The sequence below is a fragment of the Oribacterium sp. WCC10 genome (genome assembly GCF_900113415.1).
Lineage (GTDB): Bacteria > Bacillota > Clostridia > Lachnospirales > Lachnospiraceae > Oribacterium.
Window position 1 is genome coordinate 17357 of record NZ_FOPH01000005.1, and the last position, 22899, is coordinate 40255.

The window sequence follows — 22899 nt, forward strand, 5'->3', positions numbered from 1 at the left end:
GGTAGGTATATATGGCTACAGATGAAAAAAAATTAATATTACTGGTTGATGATGATATCATGTACCTCAAGATGCTTCATGGCGCCATGATGCAGCAATATCGCATCGCTATGGCGAAAAACGGTGATCAGGCACTGGCTTATCTCCAAAAAAACAAACCTGATCTTATACTGCTAGATTATATGATGCCTGTCAAATCAGGCCGGGAAGTTTTCTATACCATGCATGATGATCCTGAGCTCTGCGACATTCCTGTCATTTTCCTGACGGGTGCCAATGACACTGAAAGCGTCATGGAAGTCCTGAAGCTTGGACCCGCAGGATATGTACTTAAGTCCACATCTCTCATGAAAATAACCGAGACTGTCAATAAATTTTTCAAAGATCAGGCCAGAGCACTTTTAGGCGATGATGGCCCGAATGCAGATTTTGTTTAAGTGCTATAAATTAAAAGCAACTTCGATTGCACAGACCCCAAATGATTAAATTTGGGAATCTGTGCAGTACGAAGTTGCTTTTTTTATTCCGATACAGTGATATGTTATTTAGCTTCTGAGTGATACTCCGAGTCTCTCAAGACCGTTAAGAATCTTCTTAACCACTGCGCCGATCTCATCATCAGTAAGAGTATGATCCTGGGCACGAAGTGTAACCTTATATGCCATTGACTTGTATCCTGCAAGAACCTGGGCTCCTACATATACGTCAAAGAGTTCAACATTCTCACAAAGCTTACCTGTTCTCTGGATAAGGATGTCCTCGATCTGACCTGCTGTAACATCAAGAGGTACAAGCATTGAGAAGTCACGGCTTACTGAAGGGAACTTTGCAAGAGCTGTGTACTTGATGTCATCATTAACAAGAGGGTAAACCTCCGGCATGTCAAGAACCGCAACGTAAGCTCTGTCACCGATTGAATAGTTCTCAAGAACTGTAGGATGGATCTCACCAAGGAAACCGATGACCTTCTTGTTGTAAATGATATTGGCACGACGTCCCGGGTGAAGGAATGGCTTTGTGCAGCCCTCTGCATCATAGTGGAAACGTCCGGTGATACCAAGCTGGTTAAGTATATCCTCAACATCACCCTTCATTGTAAAGAAGTCACCCTCTCCGATTGAACCGAGAGTAAGTGTCATTCTCTCATCAGGAAGCTCAGTTACAGGAAGAGCCTTAGGTATATAGACATTAGCCATCTCATAAAGCTTTGCCACCTTGTTTCTACGGTTATAGTTTGTAGAAAGAGATGTAAGCATTCCGTTCATGCTGGAGGTTCTCATAACAGAGAAGTCCTCACCGAGAGGATTGGAGATTCTGATCTGCTGCTTCTCTGCCGCATCCTCAGGGAACAGAAGCTTATCATAAACCTTTGGTGACTCAAAGCTGTACATATAAGCCTGTGAATAACCAAGTGCCTGAGCATAATGTCTTACTCTTTCGTTTACCATAAGGTCAGGAGCAAGGCGGCCTGCTACATCCGAACCACCGGGAAGTGTGGTAGGAACATTGGCATATCCATAGAATCTTGCAATCTCTTCAGCTACATCGCACATACGGTGGATGTCCTGACGGAATGTCGGTGCTGTAACTGTGAGGCTGTCGCCGTCAGCATCAATATCTGTCTTAAGCTCGATACGCTCAAGGTACTCCTTCATCTCCTGTGCTGTAAGATCGAATCCGATGAGAGCATTGATATCGGAAGCCTTGCACTTGACTACTGATGGCTCACGCTTTACAGGGTAAACATCAATGATGCCTCCCACAACCTCACCGGCCTGAAGTTCTTCGATAAGAGCACATGCACGGTTAATAGCTGACTCGGCAAGGTTTGGATCAAGTCCCTTCTCGAAGTAAGCGGAAGCATCTGTTCTGTCGCCTACCTTACGTGCACTGAGTCTGATGTTGGTTCCATCAAATGTAGCGGCCTCAAATACCATGGTCTTAACATCATCGGTTATCTTTGAATTCTGTCCGCCCATGATACCTGCAAGACCGATAGCACCCTCTGCATCGCAGATAGTAAGAACTGTGTGGTCAAGCTTTCTCTCCTGCTGATCAAGTGTCTCAAAAACATCTCCGTCAGCTGCGCGCTTAACGATGATCTTGTGACCTCTGATCTTGTCGTAATCATAGCTGTGCATAGGCTGACCATACTCAAGCATAACGTAGTTTGTGATATCAACGATATTGTTGATAGGACGAATGCCGGCGCTTGCAAGACGGATCTGCATCCACTTTGGTGATGGAGCGATCTTTATATTCTTAACCATTCTTGCTGTGTAACGTGGGCAAAGGTCTGTATCAACAACTTCAACTGAAAGATAGTCATGGATATCTTCGTTGTTTCCTGACTTCTCTTCCTTAGGCATATGGAAAGCCTTCCTGAATGTCGCAGCACCTTCTCTTGCGATTCCGATAACGCTGTAACAGTCAACACGATTTGATGTGATCTCATACTCATGGATTGCATCATTGAATCCAAGAAGTGTAGGAGCATCCTGTCCTACTTGAGTTCCCTCAGGGAAGATATAGAGACCCTCTTCAGGTGCCTCAGGATAGAATTCACGGCTTGAACCAAGCTCTTCGATAGAGCACATCATACCGAAAGACTCGATACCGCGAAGCTTTCCTGCCTTGATAGGTACTCCATCCTCAGGCATCTCTCCACCGTCATGTCCACCGGCAACCTTACCACCGTCAAGAACTACAGGCACAACATCTCCAACCTTCATGTTCTGGGCACCTGTTACGATCTGAACATTCTCAGCCTCTCCTACATCAACCTGGCAAATCCAGAGGTGATCCGAGTCAGGGTGCTTCTCCATAGACTTAATCTGACCTGTAACTATCTTATCAAGATTTTTATTTAAAATGCTGCAGGTCTCAACCTTTGTACCGGTGAGAGTTACTGCATCTGTCCACTCCTTAGGAGTGCAGTCAAGATCAGGAACGTATTCCCTGATCCAATTCATGGATGTATTCATATTGATTCTCCCTTGTTAAATAAAATCAGAACTGGCTGAGGAAACGTGTGTCGTTCTCATAAAGAAGACGCATGTCATCGATCTCATACTTAAGAAGTGCGATTCTCTCAAGACCTACACCGAAGGCAAAGCCCTGATACTCTTCAGGATCGATTCCGCACATCTCAAGAACGTGAGGATGAACCATACCGCATCCAAGAATCTCAATCCATCCCTCGCCCTTACAGAAACGGCAGCCCTTGCCACCGCACTTGAAGCAGGAAACATCAACCTCTGCTGACGGCTCTGTGAACGGGAAGTGATGAGGACGAAGCTTTGTCTTTGTATCCGGTCCGAAAAGTTCCTTTGCAAATGTATCAAGAGTTCCTTTAAGGTCTGCAAATGTAACGTGCTTATCGATAACGAGACCCTCAATCTGATGGAATGATGGAGAATGTGTAGCATCCACTGCATCAGAACGGAAAACTCTGCCCGGGCAGATCATACGGATAGGAAGCTTGCCCTTCTCCATAACTCTCGCCTGAACTGATGATGTCTGTGTACGAAGGAGGATATTCTCATTGATGTAGAATGTATCCTGCTCGTCTCTTGCAGGATGTCCTGCAGGGATATTGAGCTTCTCAAAGTTGTACTCGTCAAGCTCTACTTCAGGTCCTTCAACAACCTCATAACCCATACCTACGAAGATTCTCTCAACTTCCTCAAGAGCTCTTGTATTTGGATGTGCATGTCCGTAAACCATCTTCTTTGCAGGAAGCGTAACATCGATCTTCTCTGCTGCCATTCTCATTTCCTTGGCCTTATCCTGAAGGGCTGTCATATGCTTCTGAAGTTCTTCCTCAACTTCCTGACGGATAGCATTGACCATCTGTCCGAACTTAGGCTTCTCCTCAGGACTTAAGTCTTTCATTGACTTAAGAAGTGATGTGATCTCACCCTTCTTTCCGAGGAACTTTACGCGGATATCATTAAGTGAATTGATATCCTGTGCTTCACGGATACTATCCGAAGCAAGCTTTTTAAGCTCTTCCAACTTTGTGTTTTCCATTTGATTCTCCTTCTACATAATTGGGAACTTGCCACTTTTTATTAACGGGCAGTAAAAAGAGTCACTACCCGATTTCGCATCAGCCACCACGTGTGCATCAGTACAGGTACAACGCCAGAGTGGAGACTTTACAGCGAATAAAAAAAGTCCCTGTGTATAAATACACAGGGACGAAAATATCGCGGTACCACCCATCTTCCCGATACATGCCTTTAGTTTCGTACAGAAACATAAACACTGCATCAGACTCTCAATATGCTTAACGCGCATCAACGTTTCAGACTACTGTAACTTCACCTGAACAACTCCGGTGGGAAAATTCATACCAGATATCTCTGAGACCGCTCTCAGCGCCTCACGGTCACTCTCTTTCAGAGATGCTTCTGTACTACTGAACACCATCAATGTCTTTTAGTTTATTAATTTAAAACTTGTTCTATGATATTTCTTTCACCTGTAAAAGTCAAGTCATCTTTTACCCCCGGAAGTTTTCAACTCTCATCTGCCCCATAACCCTTGTCAGATGCATCAAATCTAAAGTCCCCGCTTTTTCCGCCATCCTTTTCAACAAGATGTATATCACTCATGATCATCCTCTTGTCTATGGCTTTACACATATCATAGATAGTGAGAAGTGCGACATTGACGCCTGTCAGCGCCTCCATCTCAACACCGGTCTTTCCCTCAGTCTTCACCTGACAGAAAGCCGTGATGGAAGTTGTCTCCCTGTCCATCTCAAACCATACCTTTGCATTGGTAAGAAGCAGAATGTGACACATGGGAATAAGTTCTGATGTTTTCTTTGCACCCATGATGCCCGCCACCTGGGCAACCGTCAATACATCACCCTTTTTTATCTTCTTACCTTCAATCGCGTCAAATACTTCTTCCGTTACCTTAATGGTTCCTCTGGCAAGCGCCATACGTCTGGTAATGTCTTTACCGGACACATCCACCATGTAGGCATTACCATTATCATCAAAATGTGAAAATTCATTTGTATTATCAGTCATATAAAACCTCTGTTATAAAACTCATGAAACAGAAACACACGTCATATTACGACGTGTGTGTCCGTTTCTCATGTAAAAACATCTTCTATCGGAGAAACAGCACATCATCTTCCCTGAACTGAAGATAGTCCGGCATTCCATTTTCCCTGATGTCTTTTGCAACATCCCTTTGGACAAACCAGCTTATGAGACACTCCATAGAAAAGTCCGGTTTTTCAGGCTTAACATAATAATTTGTCTCAAACTGAAGCTCCGCTCTGGAATATAGCGAAAATCTCACAGCATTTTCGGGACGATCCCCCCAGACAGGAAGGAAGTGGTGGGCTCTGTATCCTATGTAATGTGTTCCGGCGGGTACTTCCTTCTCAAATCGAAGCTGTATCCCCCAGTCAAGTGCATTGACTCTGTGGGAATCCATGACTTCGACTTTTGAAAAGTTCTTGCAGCCGGTAAGCATTGCCGCCGACTTAGTGCCGGGAGAAGCAAATATATCCTTCGTTAACCCATGATTTGTGACCTTACCTTCATCTATGATCAAAAGTCTTTCACTGAAGCGGTATATCTCATCTCTTGAATGTGAAACCATGATAACTGTTCCGTCGTAGTCATCAAGCATTGACATCAGCTCCACCTGCATTTTGTCCTTGAGATAAATGTCGAGAGCCGAAAACGGTTCGTCCAGCAGTATCACATCCGGCGCATAGGCCATGATCCTTGCGATGGCAACCCTCTGCTGCTGTCCGCCGGAAAGCTGTCCGGGCAGTCTCTTTTCGAGTCCCTGCAGACTGAACTTTTTTATCATCCTCTGCACAACAGGATAATTATATGCTAAAGATCCCCTCAGCCCGGCTGCGATATTTTCCTCCACAGTCATATTGGGAAAAAGCGCATAGTTCTGAAACAAATAACCTGCATTTCGCATCTGAGGTTTAATGTTTACATGCCGTGCAGAATCATACAGAGTGTGTCCGTTAAGGCTTATCATTCCCGAATCCGGCTTAACGATTCCTGCTATAGAACGAAGAGTCATACTCTTTCCCGATCCCGATGCGCCGAGAATCCCTATTCGTTTTGAATCTTCCCTGAAGCTTACATCCAGCGTAAAGCTTTCAAACTTTTTTTTGATATTTACTTCTATTGCCATTGTTTACTCTAATAATTCAAACGATGTAAAGGATATGTTACCTGCTTTGGGCTAATGCAGCATGCGATGCTGGTATCAAACGTCACTATACCAACAAAGTTTCAAATCAACGTGCAAGCACGAGATTTGGTACTTTTGACCCTTATATCATCATACTACTTTTTCGCAGAAATCCTGCTCATAAGAAGCATCAGCACAAATGCAATAGCCACAACTATCAGAACCCATATACCCGCCGTGATATAGTCCTGATCCATCATCACCATGGCGATGCGTTGTGATATGGTCGCAGTCTTTCCGGGGATATTTCCCGCAAGCATGGATGTAGCCCCGTATTCTCCAAGAGCTCTCGCAAATGTCAGTACCGCTCCGCTCAGTATTCCCGGAGAAGCGCATGGAAGCATTACCCTGCGAAAAATGTCGTATTCGGACATTCCCAATGTTCTTCCTGCATTGATCAGATCCCGATCCACAAGTTCAAAGGCCGCTCTTGCATTTCTGTACATAAGAGGAAATGCTATAACCGAAGCGGCGACGACGCACCCCATCCAGCTTTGTATCACCTTTATGTTGAAATTGTCCCACAGGAACATCCCGAGTGGCCTTCTCCTTGAAAAGATCAGCAACAGGAAAAATCCTGCCACCGTTGGCGGCAGGACCATGGGAAGTGTAAGTATTCCATCGATTACAGCCTTCGCTTTTGCATTAATATTCATGACCTTCCAGGCTGTGAAAACTCCAAGGAAAAAACATATCACTGTTGCAACTATTCCGGTTTTCAGGGATATCCATAAAGGACTCCAGTCAAGACTTGATAAAAGTTCAGCCATCTGATTGATGCTCCTCATATAACATACGGAAATGCTGATTTAAGTGTTTCCTCAGTTCTGAATATCAGTGTCAAAGTAATACTTCTCAAAAACTTCCTTTGAAGCATCACCTGTAACGTAGTTCACGAAATCAAGAGCCGCTTCTTTTTCCTTATCGTCGGCTTCCTCATTAACCACCTGTGCTATAGGGTAGATGACATTACCGCTAAGCTCATAAGGAACCTTCTCGATAATCTCTACCTTGTCCTCAAATCCATAGGTATCAGAGTAGTAGGTTGTTCCGACTTCGCATGAACCCTCGGTGACTGCGGCAAGTACCTTTGAAACATTGGACTGCTCTGAGATCTCTACACCATTCAATGCATCCGATATTTCCTGCGTTGTTATCTTTGAAGCGTCGTCTGTCTCCGGAAGAAGTCCGAGTTTTATCATTGCTTCTCTCGTATACTTTCCAACAGGAACCGTTCCGTCTGCGAGTGCGATGGAAGAAGCATCACTGATATTCTGAAGTCCTGTCACCTTTGTACCGGAATCCTTAAGGGTAATGACACAGACCTGATTGTTAACCACATTTTTTCTTGTATCCGGTACTAGAAGTTTTTCTTCTGAAAGCTTATCCATCTGCTTCTGAGCAGCCGAGAAAAATACATCACATGCGTATCCCTCTTCAATCTGTGAAAGAAGCTTACCTGATGAGTCCGCATTGAAGACAATGTCTACTTCAGGATGAATCTCATTGTAATTGTCAGCAATTTCCTGCATTACATTCTTAAGCGATGCAGCTATGAAAACCTGAATCTCGGTTTTTTCTCCGGTTTTATCCTCAGCTTTTTCTGAATCTTCTACAGATTCTTCTGCTGCTTCCGAAGTGCCTTTGACTTCTGAACTGCCTGCTTGTGTCTCTGCAGTTTCCTGAACCGCACTCTCATTTCCGTTAACTGTGGTGGTTTCTGTCTTAGCTTCAGGTGTTCCGGTTCCGCAGGCTGTAAGTCCCAAAAGAATAGATACAGACAGCATGACCAATATAGATTTTCTCATATCTTTCTCCCCGATAATATAAATGGCCTGAATGTCAAAAGTCCTCAGTCTGTTGCAGTTCCTCTGAGTATCCCGATGCCATGCTCGATAGTGCCAAGCAGGAACTCCAGATCCTCGCGACAGGCTTTAGGACTGCCAGGCAGATTAATGATCAGAGTTCTCTTTCTGATACCTGCCGTCTGTCTTGAAAGCATAGCATGAGGAGTAAACTCCATGCTGTAGTTTCTGAGTGCTTCACCGATACCCGGAACTTCTCTGTCACAGACAGCCTTTGTTGCTTCCGGTGTAAGGTCACGAACGCTGAATCCTGTGCCGCCTGTGGTAAAGATTACATTAACCTGTCTCTGATCTGCAAGTCGCATAAGCTCCATCTCAAGACGTGGTCTTCCGTCCGGAAGCACCATCTGCTCTATAATCTGGTATCCCTTCTCCTCAAGTCTCTCCCTTATGGCAGGGCCCGACTTATCTTCATAAACACCCTCTGATGCTCTGTCTGAAAGTGTGATTATGGCTGCTGTTAAAGGTCTCTCCGGATCCGCAGGAATCATGGTTATCTCCATACCCGGCTTAACCTTGCCACCCTTCAGAACTATGGTGAACACACCTTCTCTTGGCATGATGCAGTCACCCATAACCTTATATATCTCGCAGTGACTGTGACAAGCCTTGCCCACCTGAGTGAGTTCAAGAAGACAGTCTCCAACCTGAAATCTTGTACCAACCGGCAGGTTCTTCAGGTCAAATCCCTCGCAAACGATATTCTCGCCAAAGGCACCGAAATCCACCTCAGCTCCCTTTTTACGAAATTCATCTATCTTTTCAAACGCAAGCAGACTAACCTGTCTGTGCCAGTTGCCGGCATGTGCATCTCCGACGATTCCCCACTCCGGTCTGAGTTCGATTTCCTGAACCGGCTTTTTCTGGGTTCCTTTCTTCTCACTTGTGCATACAGCTAATACTTTTCCCATAATATCTCCATCCTTTATCATCCGCCAATCTCTATCATCTCTCTGGTTTCAGTTATCTCTGCAAGCTTCTCAAAGCAATGAGCTTCCGGCTTCTCCAAAACAGATTTCCTTATCAATGAAACCAGCTCATCCTGTCTCTTTTCATAAGCCCCGGTATCTACACCGGCATAAGAAGCAAAAACTTCCCTGATGTCATAGGTTTCCCCATAGCAGAGACAAGGCTTCAACTTTCCGGTAACTGTAAGCCTGATTCTGTTACACTCACTGCAGAACTTGCCATGTATGGCACTGATGAACCCTATGGATCCCATGAAACCCGGAATTCTCACATATCTGGCAGGTCCGTTTCCGTGAATACTTACATCTTCTTCCATATCAGGGAAAATCTGCTCTAGTCTGTCCTGAAGCTCTTCATTGTATATGACATCGAACTTTTTACCGTAACCTATAGGCATCATCTCTATAAATCTGACATCTACAGGTTTCTCTTTGGCAATCCCTGCAAGCTGCAGCCATTCCTGATCATTCATCCCTCTCTGAAGAACTGTGTTGATCTTTACTCTGATACCTGCTGCCAATGCCTCTTCCATGCCTTCTATCACATCTCTGTGCTTATCAAAACCGGTAATATCTCTAAATACTTCCGGCCGGAGCGTATCGAGGCTGATGTTAACAGCATCAAGCCCTGCAAGCTTCAGTTTGTCAATATTTTCTTTCAGAAGCACACCGTTTGTAGTCATGGTAACCTGTTCCACACCCGGCAGTCTCTTCAGTCTTCCGACAAAATCAGCGCAGTCCTTTCTCACCAAAGGTTCTCCGCCTGTGACTTTGAATTTTGTAATGCCGCATGTAACGGCTGCTTCTGCAATCTCCAGCAGCTGCTCATAAGAAAGTACCTCAGGCATAGGTACCTTCGGAACCTTCATTCCATTTGGCATGCAGTATCTGCAGCGAAGATTACAGCAGTCTGTGATCGACATTCGCATATAATCGATCGTTCGATTGAATCTATCCAACATTTGTCTCAAATCCTTCTTTATGCTCCCTGAACTCCAAAGGAACAATTAGGGAAAATACATGTTTTACAATGCATACAGTAGCCGCCCATTCCAAGACGAGCTATGTCTTCTCCGGTCAGCACCTCACCAGCCAGTATTCTCGGAAGCATCAGATCAAATATGGTGCGCTTCTCATGCATTACACAACCCGGAAGTCCAAGCATAGGTATCTCATTGTTCTCACCTTTATATGCGAGCATGAACATGGCTCCCGGAAGAACAGGTGCACCATAGGTCACAACATTATCAGCAGTATGACTTAAGGCATAAGGAGTCTTGTCGTCGGGGTCAACGCTCATTCCACCGGTACATATAACCATGTCGGCACCCGCTGCAAGCACCTTTCTGATACAATCGATAACCATCTCCGGATCATCGGAACTTATCTCATGAGCCACAACTTCCGAACCGAAAGCCTTAAGCTTCTGCTCGATAACCGGAGTAAATGTATCCTGAATGCGACCGTAATAAACTTCATTTCCTGTGGTGACAAGTCCCACCTTTTTCTTCTGATACGGAAGAAGCCTGAATATCGGCTCATCTCCAACCTGAGCCTTGATATCCTCCATCTTTGATCTCTCTATAGCGAGAGGAATGACTCTCATACCCGCAATATGCTGGCCCTTCTTAACCGGAAAATTGTTGTGTACGGAAGCGATCATCATCTGTCCGTAATTATTTACACGGAAAAGTCTTTCACTGTCTATCTTGAGGAGTCCGTCACACTCAGCGATAAGTTCAAGCTTACCTTCCTTTATATCTTCACTTCTCGTAAGATTATCATTTCTGCAAAGATCATAGAGAACCTGAGCCGCATCATTTTCATGCATCATCTCGTCGTCCTCTTCCCAAATGTAAATATGATCCTTACCCACTGAAAGAAGCACCGGGATATCCTCTTCCCTGATGACATGCCCCTTACGAAAAACCGGTCCCTTTTCTACGTCCTTTATGATTCTGGTTATATCCTGACACAGCATCTGACCTACTGCATCTTCTGTTCTCATCAATTTCATTGTTCTGATCTCCTGACGTTTTGTCACTCAGCGTTCTTAAGCCATTCGCCGTTGTGGAATATCTCGTTGTACTTCTGCACACATACCTCATCCATCTCATGTAAAAATCTTTCGTACAACTCGATGATCTTTTCCCCATGCTCGGTAAGGTACGATTTTCCTCCGTCTTTTCCACCCTGGCAACGTTTGACCACACTGTATCCCAGGGTTTCTTCGCACTCGTGAATAATGCTCCATCCCTTACTATAAGAGATGCCACACTTCTCACAGGCTTTCCGCACACTTGAAAAAGCATTGATCTGCTTAAACAGCGCCACACTCTCTGCACCCAAAAAAGGCTTTGACCCGCATATCTGTATACTCAGTTCCGGTCTAAAGTGACATTGGCTTTGCATATTAAACTCCGTTTTTTCTCAACTAAACTCTTGCTCCCATGGTAAATTCAACAAACATATAAGATATATTTCACTCTTATACTTACATACAGCCGTTTCGAAAAATATCTCTTCCACAGGCATGTGCTTAATAAAAACATTCCGCATATAGCCTGATCTATATGCGGATATGTTAAAAATTTACCATTGTTATATTGTAGTACAAAAAATCCAAAATGTTATACTGACATGAATTGTTTATCGTATTTTCTCGGATACAAAGATTATTTCATCAAAGCATCAGTTTCTTCCAGAACAGTCTCCGTCCATTATCGGATCTTGTATTAAGAGCCTCTCTGTAAAGTTCCGGATCGTCCGAATCCTTCATTTCTCTCACGAGAATGTTTACATGTCGGAAGCCAAGCCCTTTAGCCGTTTCTATAGCTTCGTCAAAACATCCGTCAAGGAGTTCCTTCTGATGAGCATCTGAAGATATAAGTATCTCGCCGCCAAGTTCCCGGAGATATCTCAAAAGTTCTGTTCCCGGATATGCTTCTTTTTTTCTTCCTCTGTTTACTGCACCAAGGTTAAGTTCAAACGGAATACCGTATCCGGCAAGCTTCTCCATAGCTTTACGTGCGGGTACCAGATATTTTTCGGAGGTCTCATCAAGGAAATGTCCACCATCCTCCTTTGAAAGATCGTTAAATCTTGTTATGAGATCAAAGTGTCCGATAAATGCAGGCTTCATCCTATCGCATATAAGTGCTTCAAATGCATAATACCGCTCAGACATCTCATAGAAGTCATCGTGAAAATATTTTCTGCAATGATCATGAAGCAGATCTACCGACGCATCGACTCCGCATATGTCACAATCCGGTTGATTTTCGCGATGTGTTCCATAGGGCACTGTCCGGTTCCATACATCACTTCCCTGTACAGGTACAAAATGAGTAGAACCTATATAGTACTCGGTATCCTCAGCCGCATAAGGGTCATAAACATTATCAAGCTCAACACCTCTTATGATGTCGATGTCCTCGCGGTACTGTTCCTGAAGCCTCTTTATCTCCCTAATATATGCCGGGATGTCCATTGAAACTCCGGGATCCACATGTCCGCTGAATCCAAGTTCTGTGAATCCTTTCCTGACAGCTTCTTTAATCACGGATTCCGGAGTGTCCGATCCATCGCAAAATGTTGTATGTGTGTGAAAATTTGCATTAATCTTCATATATCCTCCCACCTCTAATCACAGAGAAGAAGTGTTTATCAGTATTTCCTCAAAGTCTCAGAAGATGACACGTACTCTCAGAATAATTGATACTTCGTATCGAAAATCCGGCCAAAAAATCGCTTCAAAATACGTTCACACAGAAATCTGTCACATCTCAAAGGGTGCATCCGAAGCAAAGAAAATGCAGTTCTGCGGGACGTATGGATTTATTTCTTCATCACATTGAAGAAGAAATGTATAGTTGAATACTTCAGAAAATACATCCATATCCTCTTTTGCCTTTGCGTATCTCGGACCTCTAAGCGGAATAACCATATTGGCGGCATAGATACCGTTTTCATTGAGACACGCCTTAACAAGCTCTGCGGATTTCTTGAGGAGAGAACTTGATTCATGTCCGACATAAGCATCATTCAGTATCACATCGTATCTAAGGTCTAAGGCATTACCCGCTTCTCTGATGCTGAGCGCTCTGTCGATGAGAAACTTATTGCCATCCCCGACTATAATCTGCAGATGCTCTCCGGCTTTTTTTTCGAGTTCACCGAGACCGAAGTATCTTCGTGCGGTATCTATAACCGGTTCGCTTATCTCGATGGCATCCATATACTTATCCGGATACATCCCAAGATAATACTTAGGATATGCAAATCCTCCCCCACCGATAAGAAGAGTTCTCTTTATATTCTTGTTCAGACTGAATATCCAGTTGAAGCTTTCCATATAGTCAAAAGGAAGCTCAAACTCCATCTCAGGATCCGTGAACTGAGCCGACTGCATGGCATCATCCACTAGAAGAAAACGCATATGTTCTCCATCATAAAAACCCTCACAGACTTCAATGTGTCCTGTGAGGGGGTCTTCTCTTGTATAAAGAGTTTTACGCTCTTCGATATATTCATCTATATTGAAATTTTCCATCAAATATCCTTTTCAAGCAGGAATTCCTATATCAGTAGACCGCAAATGCTGTTGACACTCGCTGATTAGCGCCAACGCACACATTCGTATGCATTGAGCAGGAATCCTTATGATTCCTTTGAAACGCTCAAAGCCGCGTGGCTCCTTCGATTAAAAATCGAAGGCAGTTATGCTGCTGAACACTCAAACTTGGGTCCTTTTGCAGTGCAATGAGCCAAACGCGCCGGACAGGTAATCAGCAAAATGTCACGACTATGTCCTGTTAAGCGCCTGCAGGAGCCTCTTATAATGCAGGAATTCCGAATTTTTATTTAGACCTGTGATCTCGTCTATTGTAGCAAAACGATGATCGATAGCCTCTGATTTCTGGATATTAACATCATTCTCATTAAATGGGAATATAAAGTGATAGATATCTACAAAATAGTTGTCGCCTCTTTCGAGATCCTCATTCATATAAGAGTATATCGGAGTTCTCTGATCCATCGGACACACAGTCACGTCAAGTCCGGTTTCCTCCTGGACTTCTCTTACAACTGCATCAAACGAAGACTCGCCTGCCATGGAAGCGCCTCCCGGAATCTCCCAGGCTCCCGCTGCCCACTTCTTGTCCAGGGCTCGGCGGGTTATGAGCATCCGCCCGTCAGAAGGTCTTTCAAGGATGGCAAGAACATACATCATGAACTCGCCTTTTTTGAGTGGCGTTTTCCTGTCGGCTATACGTCCCGTTCTCTCCTTTTTATCATTATAAATATCCATGTATTCTATTTTCTGACTCATCTGATTCTCCCTATAGGCTTGTTCTCCGGCCACTCCTTCCGAAGCGACTCGTCGAAACAGCTGTCATTTCCCCGGTGGCAGGCAGGTCCGTCTTTCACCACCTGCACAAGTATGGCATCATTATCACAGTCCGCTTCCATAGTTACGATATGCTGATAGTTTCCGCTGGTTGCTCCCTTCAGCCAGAGTTCCTGACGTGAGCGGGACCAGAAACAGGTACATCCTTTCTCAAGAGTGATTCCCATGGACTCACGATTCATGTATGCGAGAGTCAACACCCTCTTTGTCACATAATCCTGAACTATACATGGTACCAGCCCCTTTTCATCAAACTTCACCTTATCAATGTCAAATGCTTCTATCGCCATACTCTCACCCCAAATCCATCTTTCAGAAATATCTTCACATTCAGTAAAACTCACACTATGTGATCCATACCGTTTTCAACCGAAGCGCATAGTTCTGCATGAACATATGACGTAAGTGTCAAAAGTATTTGCCACTCACAATGATGCGCTGCACGTACACATTCGTGTGCAACGTGCTGCATCAACATATCATTCGGGCAAAAACATGAATAGATACCATTTACAGTCTCACCGGAATACCTTCCTCTTTCAGTGTCTTCTTAAGATCACCGATCTTGACTTCACCAAAATGAAATATAGATGCCGCAAGTCCTGCGGAAATATCCGGTATCTCATGGAAAAGATCTACGAAATCCGAGATTGATCCAGCACCTCCTGATGCGATGACAGGAACCTGTACGATTTCATTAACAGCCTTCAGCATCTCAATATCAAAGCCCTTTTTAACTCCATCAGTGTCAATGGAATTGAGAACCACTTCACCTGCTCCGCGCTCCACTCCTTCCTTTATCCAGTTAAGGGCATCCATGCCGGTGTCGACTCTTCCGCCGTTAAGGAATACATGGAAGCTGTCATCCACGCGCTTTGCATCAACAGAAAGGACAACACACTGATTACCGTATTTTCTGGCCGCCTCATCAATAAGTCCCGGATTCTTGATGGCACCGGAATTGACCGAAACCTTGTCCGCGCCACATTTTAAAACCCTGTCAAAATCCTCTACTGTGTTGATTCCTCCACCCACCGTAAGAGGGATGAAAATCTGACTGGCCACTTCTGTAAGTATATCCGTAAAAAGTCTTCTTCCCTCGAAGCTGGCGGTAATGTCATAGAACACCAGCTCATCGGCTCCGCAGTCACTATAATACCTGCCAAGCTCAACCGGACTGTTTACATCCTTGAGTCCCTCGAAATTTACGCCCTTTACCACACGTCCGTCTCTCACATCAAGACATGGAATTATTCTCTTCGTAATCATGTTCTCTCCATCACCCTTCATTCACAAGCTTCAACGCATCTTCAAGCTTTATGGCTCCGTTATACATCGCCTTTCCGAGAATGGCTCCGTATATATCCATCTTTTTAAGTGCTCTTAAATCATCAAGCGTTGAAACTCCGCCCGATGCGGTAATGTCTATACCCTGAAGTCCGGAAAGCTTATCATACAGCGGAAGATTGGTGCCCTTCATTGCTCCATCCCTGGAGATGTCTGTAACGATAGCTGTTTTTACACCCATGTCTCTAAGGTTAAGAAGAAAGTCAAACATGTCCACATCGAGAACTTCCAGCCAGCCCTTTACAGCTACCTTTCCATCCTTTGCATCAACTCCGACCGCTATCTTCTCTCCCCACTTCGCAACCGCCTCTTCGAGAAATGCTTTGTCCGTTACAGCCTTGGTTCCGAGGATAACTCGTGATACTCCTGCGCTTAGATATTTATCGATAGTCTCAAAACTTCTGATTCCTCCGCCTATCTCAATATTGAGACCTGTCTCCTTTGCGATGGAACTCACCACATCGAAGTTTGGTGTTGTCCCGTCCTTTGCTCCTTCGAGATCTACGAGATGCAGCCACCTGCCTCCCATGGCCTCGATATCTTTGGCGGTGCCCAACGGATCTTCACTGTAAACCGTCATCTGTGCATAATCGCCTTTTACAAGTCTCACCACCTTGTGGTCATAAAGATCAATTGCCGGAAAAAGAAGCATAAGTCCTCCTATTTGCTAAGTGTATCGGGATTCCCATCAAAGTTCCGCAAATGCCTTCAGTATCTTAAGTCCCACTTCTCCGCTCTTTTCCGGATGGAACTGTGTACCGAAGACATTGTTATTCTGTACTGCTGCGGTCAGAAATGATCCATACTCGGCTGTTGCCGTAAGATTTCTGACACATTCAAATGCCGCATAGCTATGCACAAAATAAACGTGATCTCCCTCTTTTAAATCCTTAAAAATCGGAGATCTGCCGTTAGGAGCTCCGAATGCGTCACATTTTGCAGCTGATAATCCATTTCTCTCTATAAAATGAAGACTGTTCCATCCCATATGAGGAATATCCAGATTCTCAGGTATCTCCCCTTCTATAGGACGAACCACTCCCGGAACCAGTCCCAGTCCCTCATGTTCGCCATATTCATAGGACTTTTCAAACAGAAGCTGCATTCCCAGACATATTCCCAGAAACGGCTTTCCTGTTGCAGCCTGCTCCTTGACAAAATCAAATAGTCCTTTATCTCTCAGTTTTTGAACCGCGTCACCAAAGGCTCCTACTCCCGGAAGAATGACATGATCCGCATTCTCTATGATTTCCTTTTCTGATGTAACTACAGCTTCAGCTCCTATAGAAGCTATGGAACTTTTCAGTGAAAACAGATTTCCTACTCCATAGTCAATTATTGCAATCATTTACTATCTCCTGTCACAGATGGTCGTCAGTCCCTGTCCTCTTTGCCAAAACGAATATCTACCGCACGGGCGTGTGCTGTGAGTCCTTCTCTTCTTGCAAAAAGTGAGATCTTGTCATAATCATTTTCCAATGCTTCCTTTGTGTAGTAGCTATACTGCATCTTCTTAACGAAGTCATCCACTGAAAGCGGGCTGTAGAAACGGGCTGTTCCGGATGTGGGAAGTGTGTGATTCGGGCCTGCGAAGTAGTCTCCGGTAGGCTCTGCATTGTAACGTCCAAGGAAAACCGAACCTGCATTCTTTATAAGAGGAAGATAATCAAACGGCTGGTCAACGCATACTTCCATGTGCTCAGGAGCTATACGGTTAGCCACATCGATACCTTCCATCAGGTTGTGAGCAACTATTATCTTTCCGTTATTCTCTATGGAAGGACGTGCAATATCCTCTCTTGTAAGCTTCTTAAGCTGAACCTCCAGTTCTTCCTGAACTGCCTTTGCAAGCTCCATGGACTCTGTGATAAGTACAGCGGAAGCATTTTTATCATGTTCAGCCTGACTTAAGAGATCAGCCGCAACAAATCGCGGATCTGATTTTCCGTCTGCCAGTACAAGTACCTCTGAAGGGCCTGCAATCATGTCGATACCAACCTGTCCGAATACCTGCTTCTTTGCTTCTGCCACAAATGCATTACCCGGTCCAACGATCTTGTCGACTCTCGGTATTGACTCCGTTCCGTATGCAAGGGCAGCAACCGCCTGAGCACCGCCTACCTTAAATATACGTCCCACTCCTGCGACGTGTGCCGCCGCGAGGATATATGGATTGACACTTCCTTCTTTATTGGGAGGTGTGACCATAACGATCTCGGATACTCCCGCAATCTTTGCAGGTATGGAATCCATCAGAACCGTGGATGGATAAGCGGCTGTGCCTCCGGGAACATAGAGTCCCACTTTCTCAAGAGGGATCACTCTCTGACCCAGGATGACACCCGGCTTATCCGCCATTATAAAACTGTTTCTAACCTGCTTCTCGTGAAATGCACTGATGTTCTTTGCAGCTTCCTCAAGCACAGCGATAAACTCCGGCTCCACCTTTGTAAGCGCATCCTCGATTTCCTTTTCAGAAACCAGGAAATCCGAAAGCTCTACATGATCAAACTTTGAGCTGTATTCCTTTAATGCTTCATCACCCTTCTCTCTCACATGGGCGATGATATCCTTAACGATATCCTCTACACTGCTGGTTGGTTCAAAACGGGCGAAAATCTCTTCATCCTTAATCTTTCCCATCTCAAAAATCTTGATCATCACTTTTCCTCCGGATTGTCTGCCGACCTGGATTCCTGTCTCAGCCGGCATCATACTCATGATTCTTACTGATTACTTCATCACATATTTTGCTAATGCTCCAGCTTGATGGTATCCACCTTCTCGCCGCTTGTAACTATCCCTGACAGGCCGTCTCTCAGCCGCATGATCTCCTCATGTTTGAACTGATAGCTCACCTTGTTGCAGATAAGTCTCGCACTCACGGGAACCACTTCCTGAAGCACGGTAAGATCGTTCTCGCGAAGAGTATTGCCGGTCTCAACGATATCGAAGATAACATCACTGAGGCCGAGAAGCGGCGCAATCTCTATGGAGCCGTTCAGCTTGATGATGTCAATGTCTCTGCCGATGGACTCATAGTATTTGGATGCAACATTTGAAAACTTGGTAGCCACTCTTAAAGTGCGTTCTTCATTGTCATAAAAATCCTTCGGGCCGGCCACACACATACGGCACTTGCCGATACCGAGATCCAAAAGCTCATAGATATCCGGCTCGTACTCAAGAAGAATATCCTTTCCGCAAACACCGATATCCGCTGCGCCTCTCTCAACATATATAGCCACATCCGACGGCTTGACCCAGAAGTAACGTACCCCTTTTTCTGTATTTTCAAAGGTCAGTTTTCTGTTTTTTTCAAGAATCGCAGGACAGTCAAAGCCTGCTGCAGCCATCATGGAATAGGTTTTCTCACCAAGACGGCCCTTTGCCAATGCAATGTTAATCATATTTCAGCCGCCTCCTTTTCTGCCTCACATAATGTAAGCACCTTACGTGCTTTTATCTTGTGCTCCATCTTTGAAAGCTCATCAAGACGAACGCTTCTGACCTTGGAGCCTGCACGGTTAAATGTTTCCACCACCGCTGCCACCTTTGCCGGAGTATCACTATCTCCATCATAGGTGATGAGATAATCCACATCATACTCACGTACCTTTTTCAGATAATTCTCGACTGTATCGAGGTAAAGCGCAAATCCAATGGCTCCGACATCACGTCCCATTTTCTCAGGAAGCTTGTCGTATCTTCCGCCTGAAAGAACAGTGAAAGGAATATCTGCTACGGCTCCCTGGAAGATAAGTCCGTTATAGTAATCCATGGAATTAACCAGAGAGAAATCAAGATAGATGGAATCAAGTACACCAAAGCTGTCAAGGATAGACGCAAGCTCAGACAGATGAGCAACCATCTTTGCCGAAACATTGGAAATCGCATACTTCTTGAGCTCTTTCACTCCTTCCTTAAACGGCTTATAAAGATCCACCATACCTTTAAGTGTCACTGCGCTTGCCTCTGTGAGCTTGCCCTGTTTCACCAGATCATCAAAACCCGCGGCAGACTTCATGGAGAACAGCTTGACAGCTTCCTCTTCGGTTTTCTCACTGAGTCCCATGGTCTCAAACATTTGCTTCAAAAATGCCGCGTCCGAAACTCTGATGACATATCTTTCAGATACAAGCTTGAGCGACTTTGCAGCCAGAGCGATGACCTCCGCTTCGCTGTAGGAATCAATCCTGCCGATGCACTCTATACCGGACTGCGGAATCTCATGATATCTGTTGTCCTTGGGGCGATAAACAGTCTCGTTATAGTAAACCTTTTCTTCACCGCCAAGATTGGACTTTATGATGCTGAGTGTCACATCAGGTTTAAGCGCAAGAAGAGAGCCGTCAAGATCTGTAAATGTGATCAACTGGTTGGACTTAAGAAAATCCCTGTTGTCTGCGTAGAGATCATAGGGTTCGAACTTCGTCATCTTAAACTGACGATAGCCGTATCTCTCATATAAATCATTAAATTCAGAAGTATTCATCAGGCCAGTACCCCCTTGGTGCTAGGAATATCAGTTCCGAAACGCTCATCCATAGAAACAGCCTCTCTGAGGGCACGGGCAAGTCCCTTGAAACATCCCTCTGCGATATGATGGCTGTTAAATCCGGCAAGCTCTCTCATATGAAGAGTTATGCCTGCATTCTGAGCGAAAGCTGTCATAAATTCAGTTATAAGCTGTGTGTCGAAAGTTCCGATTTTTTCTGTAGGAAACGGTATATCTCCGTAGAATCCGCCTCTTCCGCTTACATCAACGGAAACAAGTATCAGCGCTTCATCCATGGGAAGGGTGAGACTTGCATATCGCCTGATTCCCTTCTTGTCTCCTAACGCTTCTTTCAGTGCTTCACCCAATGTGATTCCTATATCCTCTACGCTGTGATGATCGTCCACCCAGGTATCTCCCTCGCAGGTGAGACTCATCTGAATCCCGGAATGTCTGCTGAAAAGAGTCATCATATGATCAAAGAATCCGATACCTGTTTTGATCTCAGATTCCTTTCCGTCTCCGTCAAGATCAAGCCAAAGGTTCACATCTGTTTCATTTGTTACACGATTTATTTCCGCTGTTCTCATTTACACACCCCGTTTAATTTAATTCCGAACATCCCATGACGTGAGTGTCAAAAGTCGACATCGAATCGTTTCGCGCGGCGCGCTTTCACGATTCTCCCACATTCTCACTGCCAGACCGCAAAAAATCCTAATGCATTCCATGTGGCGCATGCCATATCAATACCTGTTCGTCTTATTTCATCTCATCACGAATCACATCTCATGTCGGGATAACTCAATATCTGAGATATAGCATCGAGAAGTACATCCATCTCTTCCCTTGAACCAATAGTGATTCTGTTAAAATTAGAAATCTTCGGATCATTGAAGTGACGAACCAGAACCCCTCTGTCCTTCAATGCCTTATACAGCTCTCCGCCCTCTATCATATTGCTTTCCGCAAAAAGGAAATTGGTTTCCGACGGAAGAACTCTGAAACCAAGACCTTCAAGTGCAGTCTTCGTATAAGCTCTGTTTTCCTTTATCTTCTGACAGTTCATGTCAAAGTATGCCTTGTCCCTAAGAGCCTCCACCGCACACTTCATGGAGATTCTGTTCACATTGTAAGGATTGTTGGAATTTCTCAAGGTCTCCATGTCCTGTATCAGTGCTTCACTTCCGATGGAGAATCCCACTCTGGCACCTGCCATGGAACGTGACTTTGAAAATGTCTGGGTCACCAGAAGATTCTCATACTTTCCGACAAGTGCGACCGCTGATGTACCTTCTTCGGCAAAGTCCACATAGGCTTCATCGATGATCACAACGTGGTCTCTGTTTGCTTCACAGATTCTTGAAACATCCTGAAGACTTATGGCGATTCCGGTTGGAGCATTCGGATTCGCTATGACGATTCCTCTGCCTATACCCTTGAAATTACCGTTCTCATCCTTCTCTCCGAGAAATGCCTCGATATCAACAGTGAAGTCTGCTTTCAACGGTCGTATATCTTTCTCCACATGATTTAGATCAGCGATAACTTTATAGAAGCTGTATGTCACATCCGGAAATGCAAATCCGTCTTCACCGAACGCCATAAATGCATAATTCAGACACTCGTCGGAACCGTTTCCGACAAAAACATTTTTGGTATCGACTGAAAATGTTTCCGCAAGCTGTGCCTTGAGCGGCTTCAGCTCAGGATCGGAATAGAGTCTCAAATCTTCTGCTTCTTTGGAATTCACCGCCGCAATAACTCCCGGTGCCGGCGGAAACGGTGACTCATTGGTATTCAGCTTCACATACTGTTTGTCCTGTGGCTGCTCTCCCGGTGTATATGGCTCTAATTCCTTGTATAATGAGTTAAAAAATTTAGACATGCGGCACCTCTTTCCCGATACTAAATCCGATAGTCAGTCGATTTCTCATCTATCATTAAGTATAACATCATAGCAAATCTTTCTGCCATAACATTTCCTTATGATTGAGATAGCGATGTTGGTTTGACTCTCTGTTGTTATGCCTTTGTACTTTATTGATTTATCATGGTAGCACATTAAAGCGTTATGGAAATAATACAGACCTGAACCACATCTGTCAAGCAGAATGTGTATTCAGGTCTGTCATAGTAAGATTAATAATAATTCATGGCACGATCAGTCATCATTCACTTCCGGTGCCGAATCTTCTCTATCTTCATCTTTATCTTCATCGTCTCCCGTAAGAAGTGCGGACTCATCATTTAATGCACCATCAACAAGCTTGAACAACTCAAGCGTCGAACGAAAATATCGTGTTTTTCCTGTGTCCGCCCAAAGCACACGCCCCTTCCAGGTTTCATGTTCCTGTCCGAGAATCTGTATAACAAATACATTCTCCACCCTGTTTGGCGCTCTTTTTTTATCTGATGATATATCCTTCATGTTGCCTCCTGTTATGCTTTATATCATTAGAAACGGTAAACATGTATCACTATAAGTGATTATAACCACATTTTCTTTATATTTCAAATTGTCTGTTGACGACGATTATTCAGATAATTCTGTAAGTACCA

At 44.5% G+C, this 22899-nt stretch carries 23 protein-coding genes, 1 pseudogene and 1 other annotated feature; of the genes and pseudogenes, 1 reads left to right on the forward strand and 23 read right to left on the reverse strand.

All coding sequences use genetic code 11. From position 1 onward, the window contains the following. Positions 1-11 precede the first annotated feature (11 nt). A complete protein-coding gene (locus BM294_RS04895; protein WP_091205396.1) occupies positions 12-437 on the forward strand; it encodes a response regulator in 426 nt (141 codons plus the stop codon). Between the two features lie 108 nt (positions 438-545). On the opposite strand, the gene pheT is transcribed toward BM294_RS04895, so the two are convergent. From pheT to BM294_RS05010, 23 genes and pseudogenes are all read right to left on the reverse strand, one after another. Continuing rightward, on the reverse strand, positions 546-2984 hold the full coding sequence (pheT, locus tag BM294_RS04900; protein ID WP_091205397.1) for a phenylalanine--tRNA ligase subunit beta: 2439 nt from the start codon (positions 2982-2984) through the stop codon (positions 546-548). A gap of 25 nt (positions 2985-3009) precedes the next feature. Next, positions 3010-3960, reverse strand: a pseudogene (gene pheS, locus BM294_RS04905) (phenylalanine--tRNA ligase subunit alpha); the annotation flags it as partial. Between the two features lie 235 nt (positions 3961-4195). Beyond that, positions 4196-4446 (reverse strand) — a binding site (T-box leader). 77 nt (positions 4447-4523) lie between these two features. Beyond that, a complete protein-coding gene (gene moaC, locus BM294_RS04910; protein ID WP_091205399.1) occupies positions 4524-5045 on the reverse strand; it encodes a cyclic pyranopterin monophosphate synthase MoaC in 522 nt (173 codons plus the stop codon). Positions 5046-5130: 85 nt separating this feature from the next. After that, positions 5131-6189 (reverse strand): sulfate/molybdate ABC transporter ATP-binding protein, encoded by a 1059-nt coding sequence (locus BM294_RS04915; protein WP_091205400.1) that lies wholly within the window; start codon positions 6187-6189, stop codon positions 5131-5133. 155 nt (positions 6190-6344) lie between these two features. After that, entirely contained in the window at positions 6345-7028 is a 684-nt protein-coding gene (gene modB, locus BM294_RS04920) for a molybdate ABC transporter permease subunit (RefSeq protein WP_091205673.1), read from the reverse strand. A 42-nt stretch (positions 7029-7070) separates the two neighbouring features. Then, positions 7071-8057, reverse strand: coding sequence for a molybdate ABC transporter substrate-binding protein (gene modA / locus BM294_RS04925; RefSeq protein WP_091205401.1), 987 nt, complete (start codon positions 8055-8057; stop codon positions 7071-7073). A 44-nt stretch (positions 8058-8101) separates the two neighbouring features. Continuing rightward, on the reverse strand, positions 8102-9025 hold the full coding sequence (gene mog / locus BM294_RS04930; protein ID WP_091205674.1) for a molybdopterin adenylyltransferase: 924 nt from the start codon (positions 9023-9025) through the stop codon (positions 8102-8104). 17 nt (positions 9026-9042) lie between these two features. Next, complete coding sequence (moaA, locus tag BM294_RS04935; RefSeq protein ID WP_091205402.1) at positions 9043-10044, reverse strand: GTP 3',8-cyclase MoaA; 1002 nt, start codon at positions 10042-10044, stop codon at positions 9043-9045. A gap of 17 nt (positions 10045-10061) precedes the next feature. Continuing rightward, positions 10062-11099, reverse strand: coding sequence for a molybdopterin-binding protein (locus tag BM294_RS04940; RefSeq protein ID WP_091205403.1), 1038 nt, complete (start codon positions 11097-11099; stop codon positions 10062-10064). 23 nt (positions 11100-11122) lie between these two features. Then, positions 11123-11494 (reverse strand): winged helix-turn-helix domain-containing protein, encoded by a 372-nt coding sequence (locus BM294_RS04945; protein WP_091205404.1) that lies wholly within the window; start codon positions 11492-11494, stop codon positions 11123-11125. Between the two features lie 271 nt (positions 11495-11765). Beyond that, positions 11766-12710: a histidinol-phosphatase HisJ family protein gene (locus BM294_RS04950; protein WP_091205406.1), complete on the reverse strand. Its 945-nt coding sequence runs from the start codon at positions 12708-12710 to the stop codon at positions 11766-11768. Between the two features lie 150 nt (positions 12711-12860). Next, positions 12861-13634 (reverse strand): spermidine synthase, encoded by a 774-nt coding sequence (locus tag BM294_RS04955; protein WP_091205407.1) that lies wholly within the window; start codon positions 13632-13634, stop codon positions 12861-12863. A gap of 252 nt (positions 13635-13886) precedes the next feature. Continuing rightward, positions 13887-14414: an NUDIX hydrolase gene (locus BM294_RS04960; RefSeq protein ID WP_091205409.1), complete on the reverse strand. Its 528-nt coding sequence runs from the start codon at positions 14412-14414 to the stop codon at positions 13887-13889. After that, positions 14411-14782, reverse strand: a complete 372-nt coding sequence (gene hisI / locus BM294_RS04965; RefSeq protein WP_091205411.1) for a phosphoribosyl-AMP cyclohydrolase — start codon at positions 14780-14782, stop codon at positions 14411-14413. Before hisI ends, BM294_RS04960 begins: the two co-directional genes overlap by 4 nt. Positions 14783-15002: 220 nt before the next feature. Next, positions 15003-15761 (reverse strand): imidazole glycerol phosphate synthase subunit HisF, encoded by a 759-nt coding sequence (hisF, locus tag BM294_RS04970; protein WP_091205676.1) that lies wholly within the window; start codon positions 15759-15761, stop codon positions 15003-15005. A 10-nt stretch (positions 15762-15771) separates the two neighbouring features. Further along, complete coding sequence (gene hisA / locus BM294_RS04975; protein WP_091205412.1) at positions 15772-16491, reverse strand: 1-(5-phosphoribosyl)-5-[(5-phosphoribosylamino)methylideneamino]imidazole-4-carboxamide isomerase; 720 nt, start codon at positions 16489-16491, stop codon at positions 15772-15774. A 36-nt stretch (positions 16492-16527) separates the two neighbouring features. Then, complete coding sequence (hisH, locus tag BM294_RS04980) at positions 16528-17187, reverse strand: imidazole glycerol phosphate synthase subunit HisH (RefSeq protein WP_091205414.1); 660 nt, start codon at positions 17185-17187, stop codon at positions 16528-16530. 26 nt (positions 17188-17213) lie between these two features. After that, positions 17214-18500 (reverse strand): histidinol dehydrogenase, encoded by a 1287-nt coding sequence (gene hisD, locus BM294_RS04985; RefSeq protein WP_091205677.1) that lies wholly within the window; start codon positions 18498-18500, stop codon positions 17214-17216. Positions 18501-18592: 92 nt separating this feature from the next. Beyond that, positions 18593-19249 (reverse strand): ATP phosphoribosyltransferase, encoded by a 657-nt coding sequence (hisG, locus tag BM294_RS04990; protein ID WP_091205416.1) that lies wholly within the window; start codon positions 19247-19249, stop codon positions 18593-18595. Continuing rightward, positions 19246-20334, reverse strand: a complete 1089-nt coding sequence (locus BM294_RS04995; protein ID WP_091205418.1) for an ATP phosphoribosyltransferase regulatory subunit — start codon at positions 20332-20334, stop codon at positions 19246-19248. Before BM294_RS04995 ends, hisG begins: the two co-directional genes overlap by 4 nt. Beyond that, a complete protein-coding gene (hisB, locus tag BM294_RS05000; RefSeq protein ID WP_091205419.1) occupies positions 20334-20927 on the reverse strand; it encodes an imidazoleglycerol-phosphate dehydratase HisB in 594 nt (197 codons plus the stop codon). The genes BM294_RS04995 and hisB overlap by 1 nt, the downstream gene beginning before the upstream one ends. A 185-nt stretch (positions 20928-21112) precedes the next feature. Further along, positions 21113-22225 (reverse strand): histidinol-phosphate transaminase, encoded by a 1113-nt coding sequence (hisC, locus tag BM294_RS05005; RefSeq protein ID WP_091205420.1) that lies wholly within the window; start codon positions 22223-22225, stop codon positions 21113-21115. Between the two features lie 276 nt (positions 22226-22501). Then, complete coding sequence (locus BM294_RS05010) at positions 22502-22768, reverse strand: hypothetical protein (RefSeq protein ID WP_175494518.1); 267 nt, start codon at positions 22766-22768, stop codon at positions 22502-22504. Positions 22769-22899: the final 131 nt, after the last annotated feature.

Excerpts from the sequence above, each read along its gene's own strand:
- BM294_RS04895 (WP_091205396.1), top strand. The coding sequence starts at position 12 with ATGGCTACAGATGAAAAAAAATTAATATTACTGGTTGATGATGATATC.
- pheT (WP_091205397.1), bottom strand. The coding sequence starts at position 2,984 with ATGAATACATCCATGAATTGGATCAGGGAATACGTTCCTGATCTTGAC.
- moaC (WP_091205399.1), bottom strand. The coding sequence starts at position 5,045 with ATGACTGATAATACAAATGAATTTTCACATTTTGATGATAATGGTAAT.
- BM294_RS04915 (WP_091205400.1), bottom strand. The coding sequence starts at position 6,189 with ATGGCAATAGAAGTAAATATCAAAAAAAAGTTTGAAAGCTTTACGCTG.
- modA (WP_091205401.1), bottom strand. The coding sequence starts at position 8,057 with ATGAGAAAATCTATATTGGTCATGCTGTCTGTATCTATTCTTTTGGGA.
- mog (WP_091205674.1), bottom strand. The coding sequence starts at position 9,025 with ATGGGAAAAGTATTAGCTGTATGCACAAGTGAGAAGAAAGGAACCCAG.
- moaA (WP_091205402.1), bottom strand. The coding sequence starts at position 10,044 with ATGTTGGATAGATTCAATCGAACGATCGATTATATGCGAATGTCGATC.
- BM294_RS04940 (WP_091205403.1), bottom strand. The coding sequence starts at position 11,099 with ATGAAATTGATGAGAACAGAAGATGCAGTAGGTCAGATGCTGTGTCAG.
- BM294_RS04945 (WP_091205404.1), bottom strand. The coding sequence starts at position 11,494 with ATGCAAAGCCAATGTCACTTTAGACCGGAACTGAGTATACAGATATGC.
- BM294_RS04950 (WP_091205406.1), bottom strand. The coding sequence starts at position 12,710 with ATGAAGATTAATGCAAATTTTCACACACATACAACATTTTGCGATGGA.
- BM294_RS04955 (WP_091205407.1), bottom strand. The coding sequence starts at position 13,634 with ATGGAAAATTTCAATATAGATGAATATATCGAAGAGCGTAAAACTCTT.
- BM294_RS04960 (WP_091205409.1), bottom strand. The coding sequence starts at position 14,414 with ATGAGTCAGAAAATAGAATACATGGATATTTATAATGATAAAAAGGAG.
- hisI (WP_091205411.1), bottom strand. The coding sequence starts at position 14,782 with ATGGCGATAGAAGCATTTGACATTGATAAGGTGAAGTTTGATGAAAAG.
- hisF (WP_091205676.1), bottom strand. The coding sequence starts at position 15,761 with ATGATTACGAAGAGAATAATTCCATGTCTTGATGTGAGAGACGGACGT.
- hisA (WP_091205412.1), bottom strand. The coding sequence starts at position 16,491 with ATGCTTCTTTTTCCGGCAATTGATCTTTATGACCACAAGGTGGTGAGA.
- hisH (WP_091205414.1), bottom strand. The coding sequence starts at position 17,187 with ATGATTGCAATAATTGACTATGGAGTAGGAAATCTGTTTTCACTGAAA.
- hisD (WP_091205677.1), bottom strand. The coding sequence starts at position 18,500 with ATGATCAAGATTTTTGAGATGGGAAAGATTAAGGATGAAGAGATTTTC.
- hisG (WP_091205416.1), bottom strand. The coding sequence starts at position 19,249 with ATGATTAACATTGCATTGGCAAAGGGCCGTCTTGGTGAGAAAACCTAT.
- BM294_RS04995 (WP_091205418.1), bottom strand. The coding sequence starts at position 20,334 with ATGAATACTTCTGAATTTAATGATTTATATGAGAGATACGGCTATCGT.
- hisB (WP_091205419.1), bottom strand. The coding sequence starts at position 20,927 with ATGAGAACAGCGGAAATAAATCGTGTAACAAATGAAACAGATGTGAAC.
- hisC (WP_091205420.1), bottom strand. The coding sequence starts at position 22,225 with ATGTCTAAATTTTTTAACTCATTATACAAGGAATTAGAGCCATATACA.
- BM294_RS05010 (WP_175494518.1), bottom strand. The coding sequence starts at position 22,768 with ATGAAGGATATATCATCAGATAAAAAAAGAGCGCCAAACAGGGTGGAG.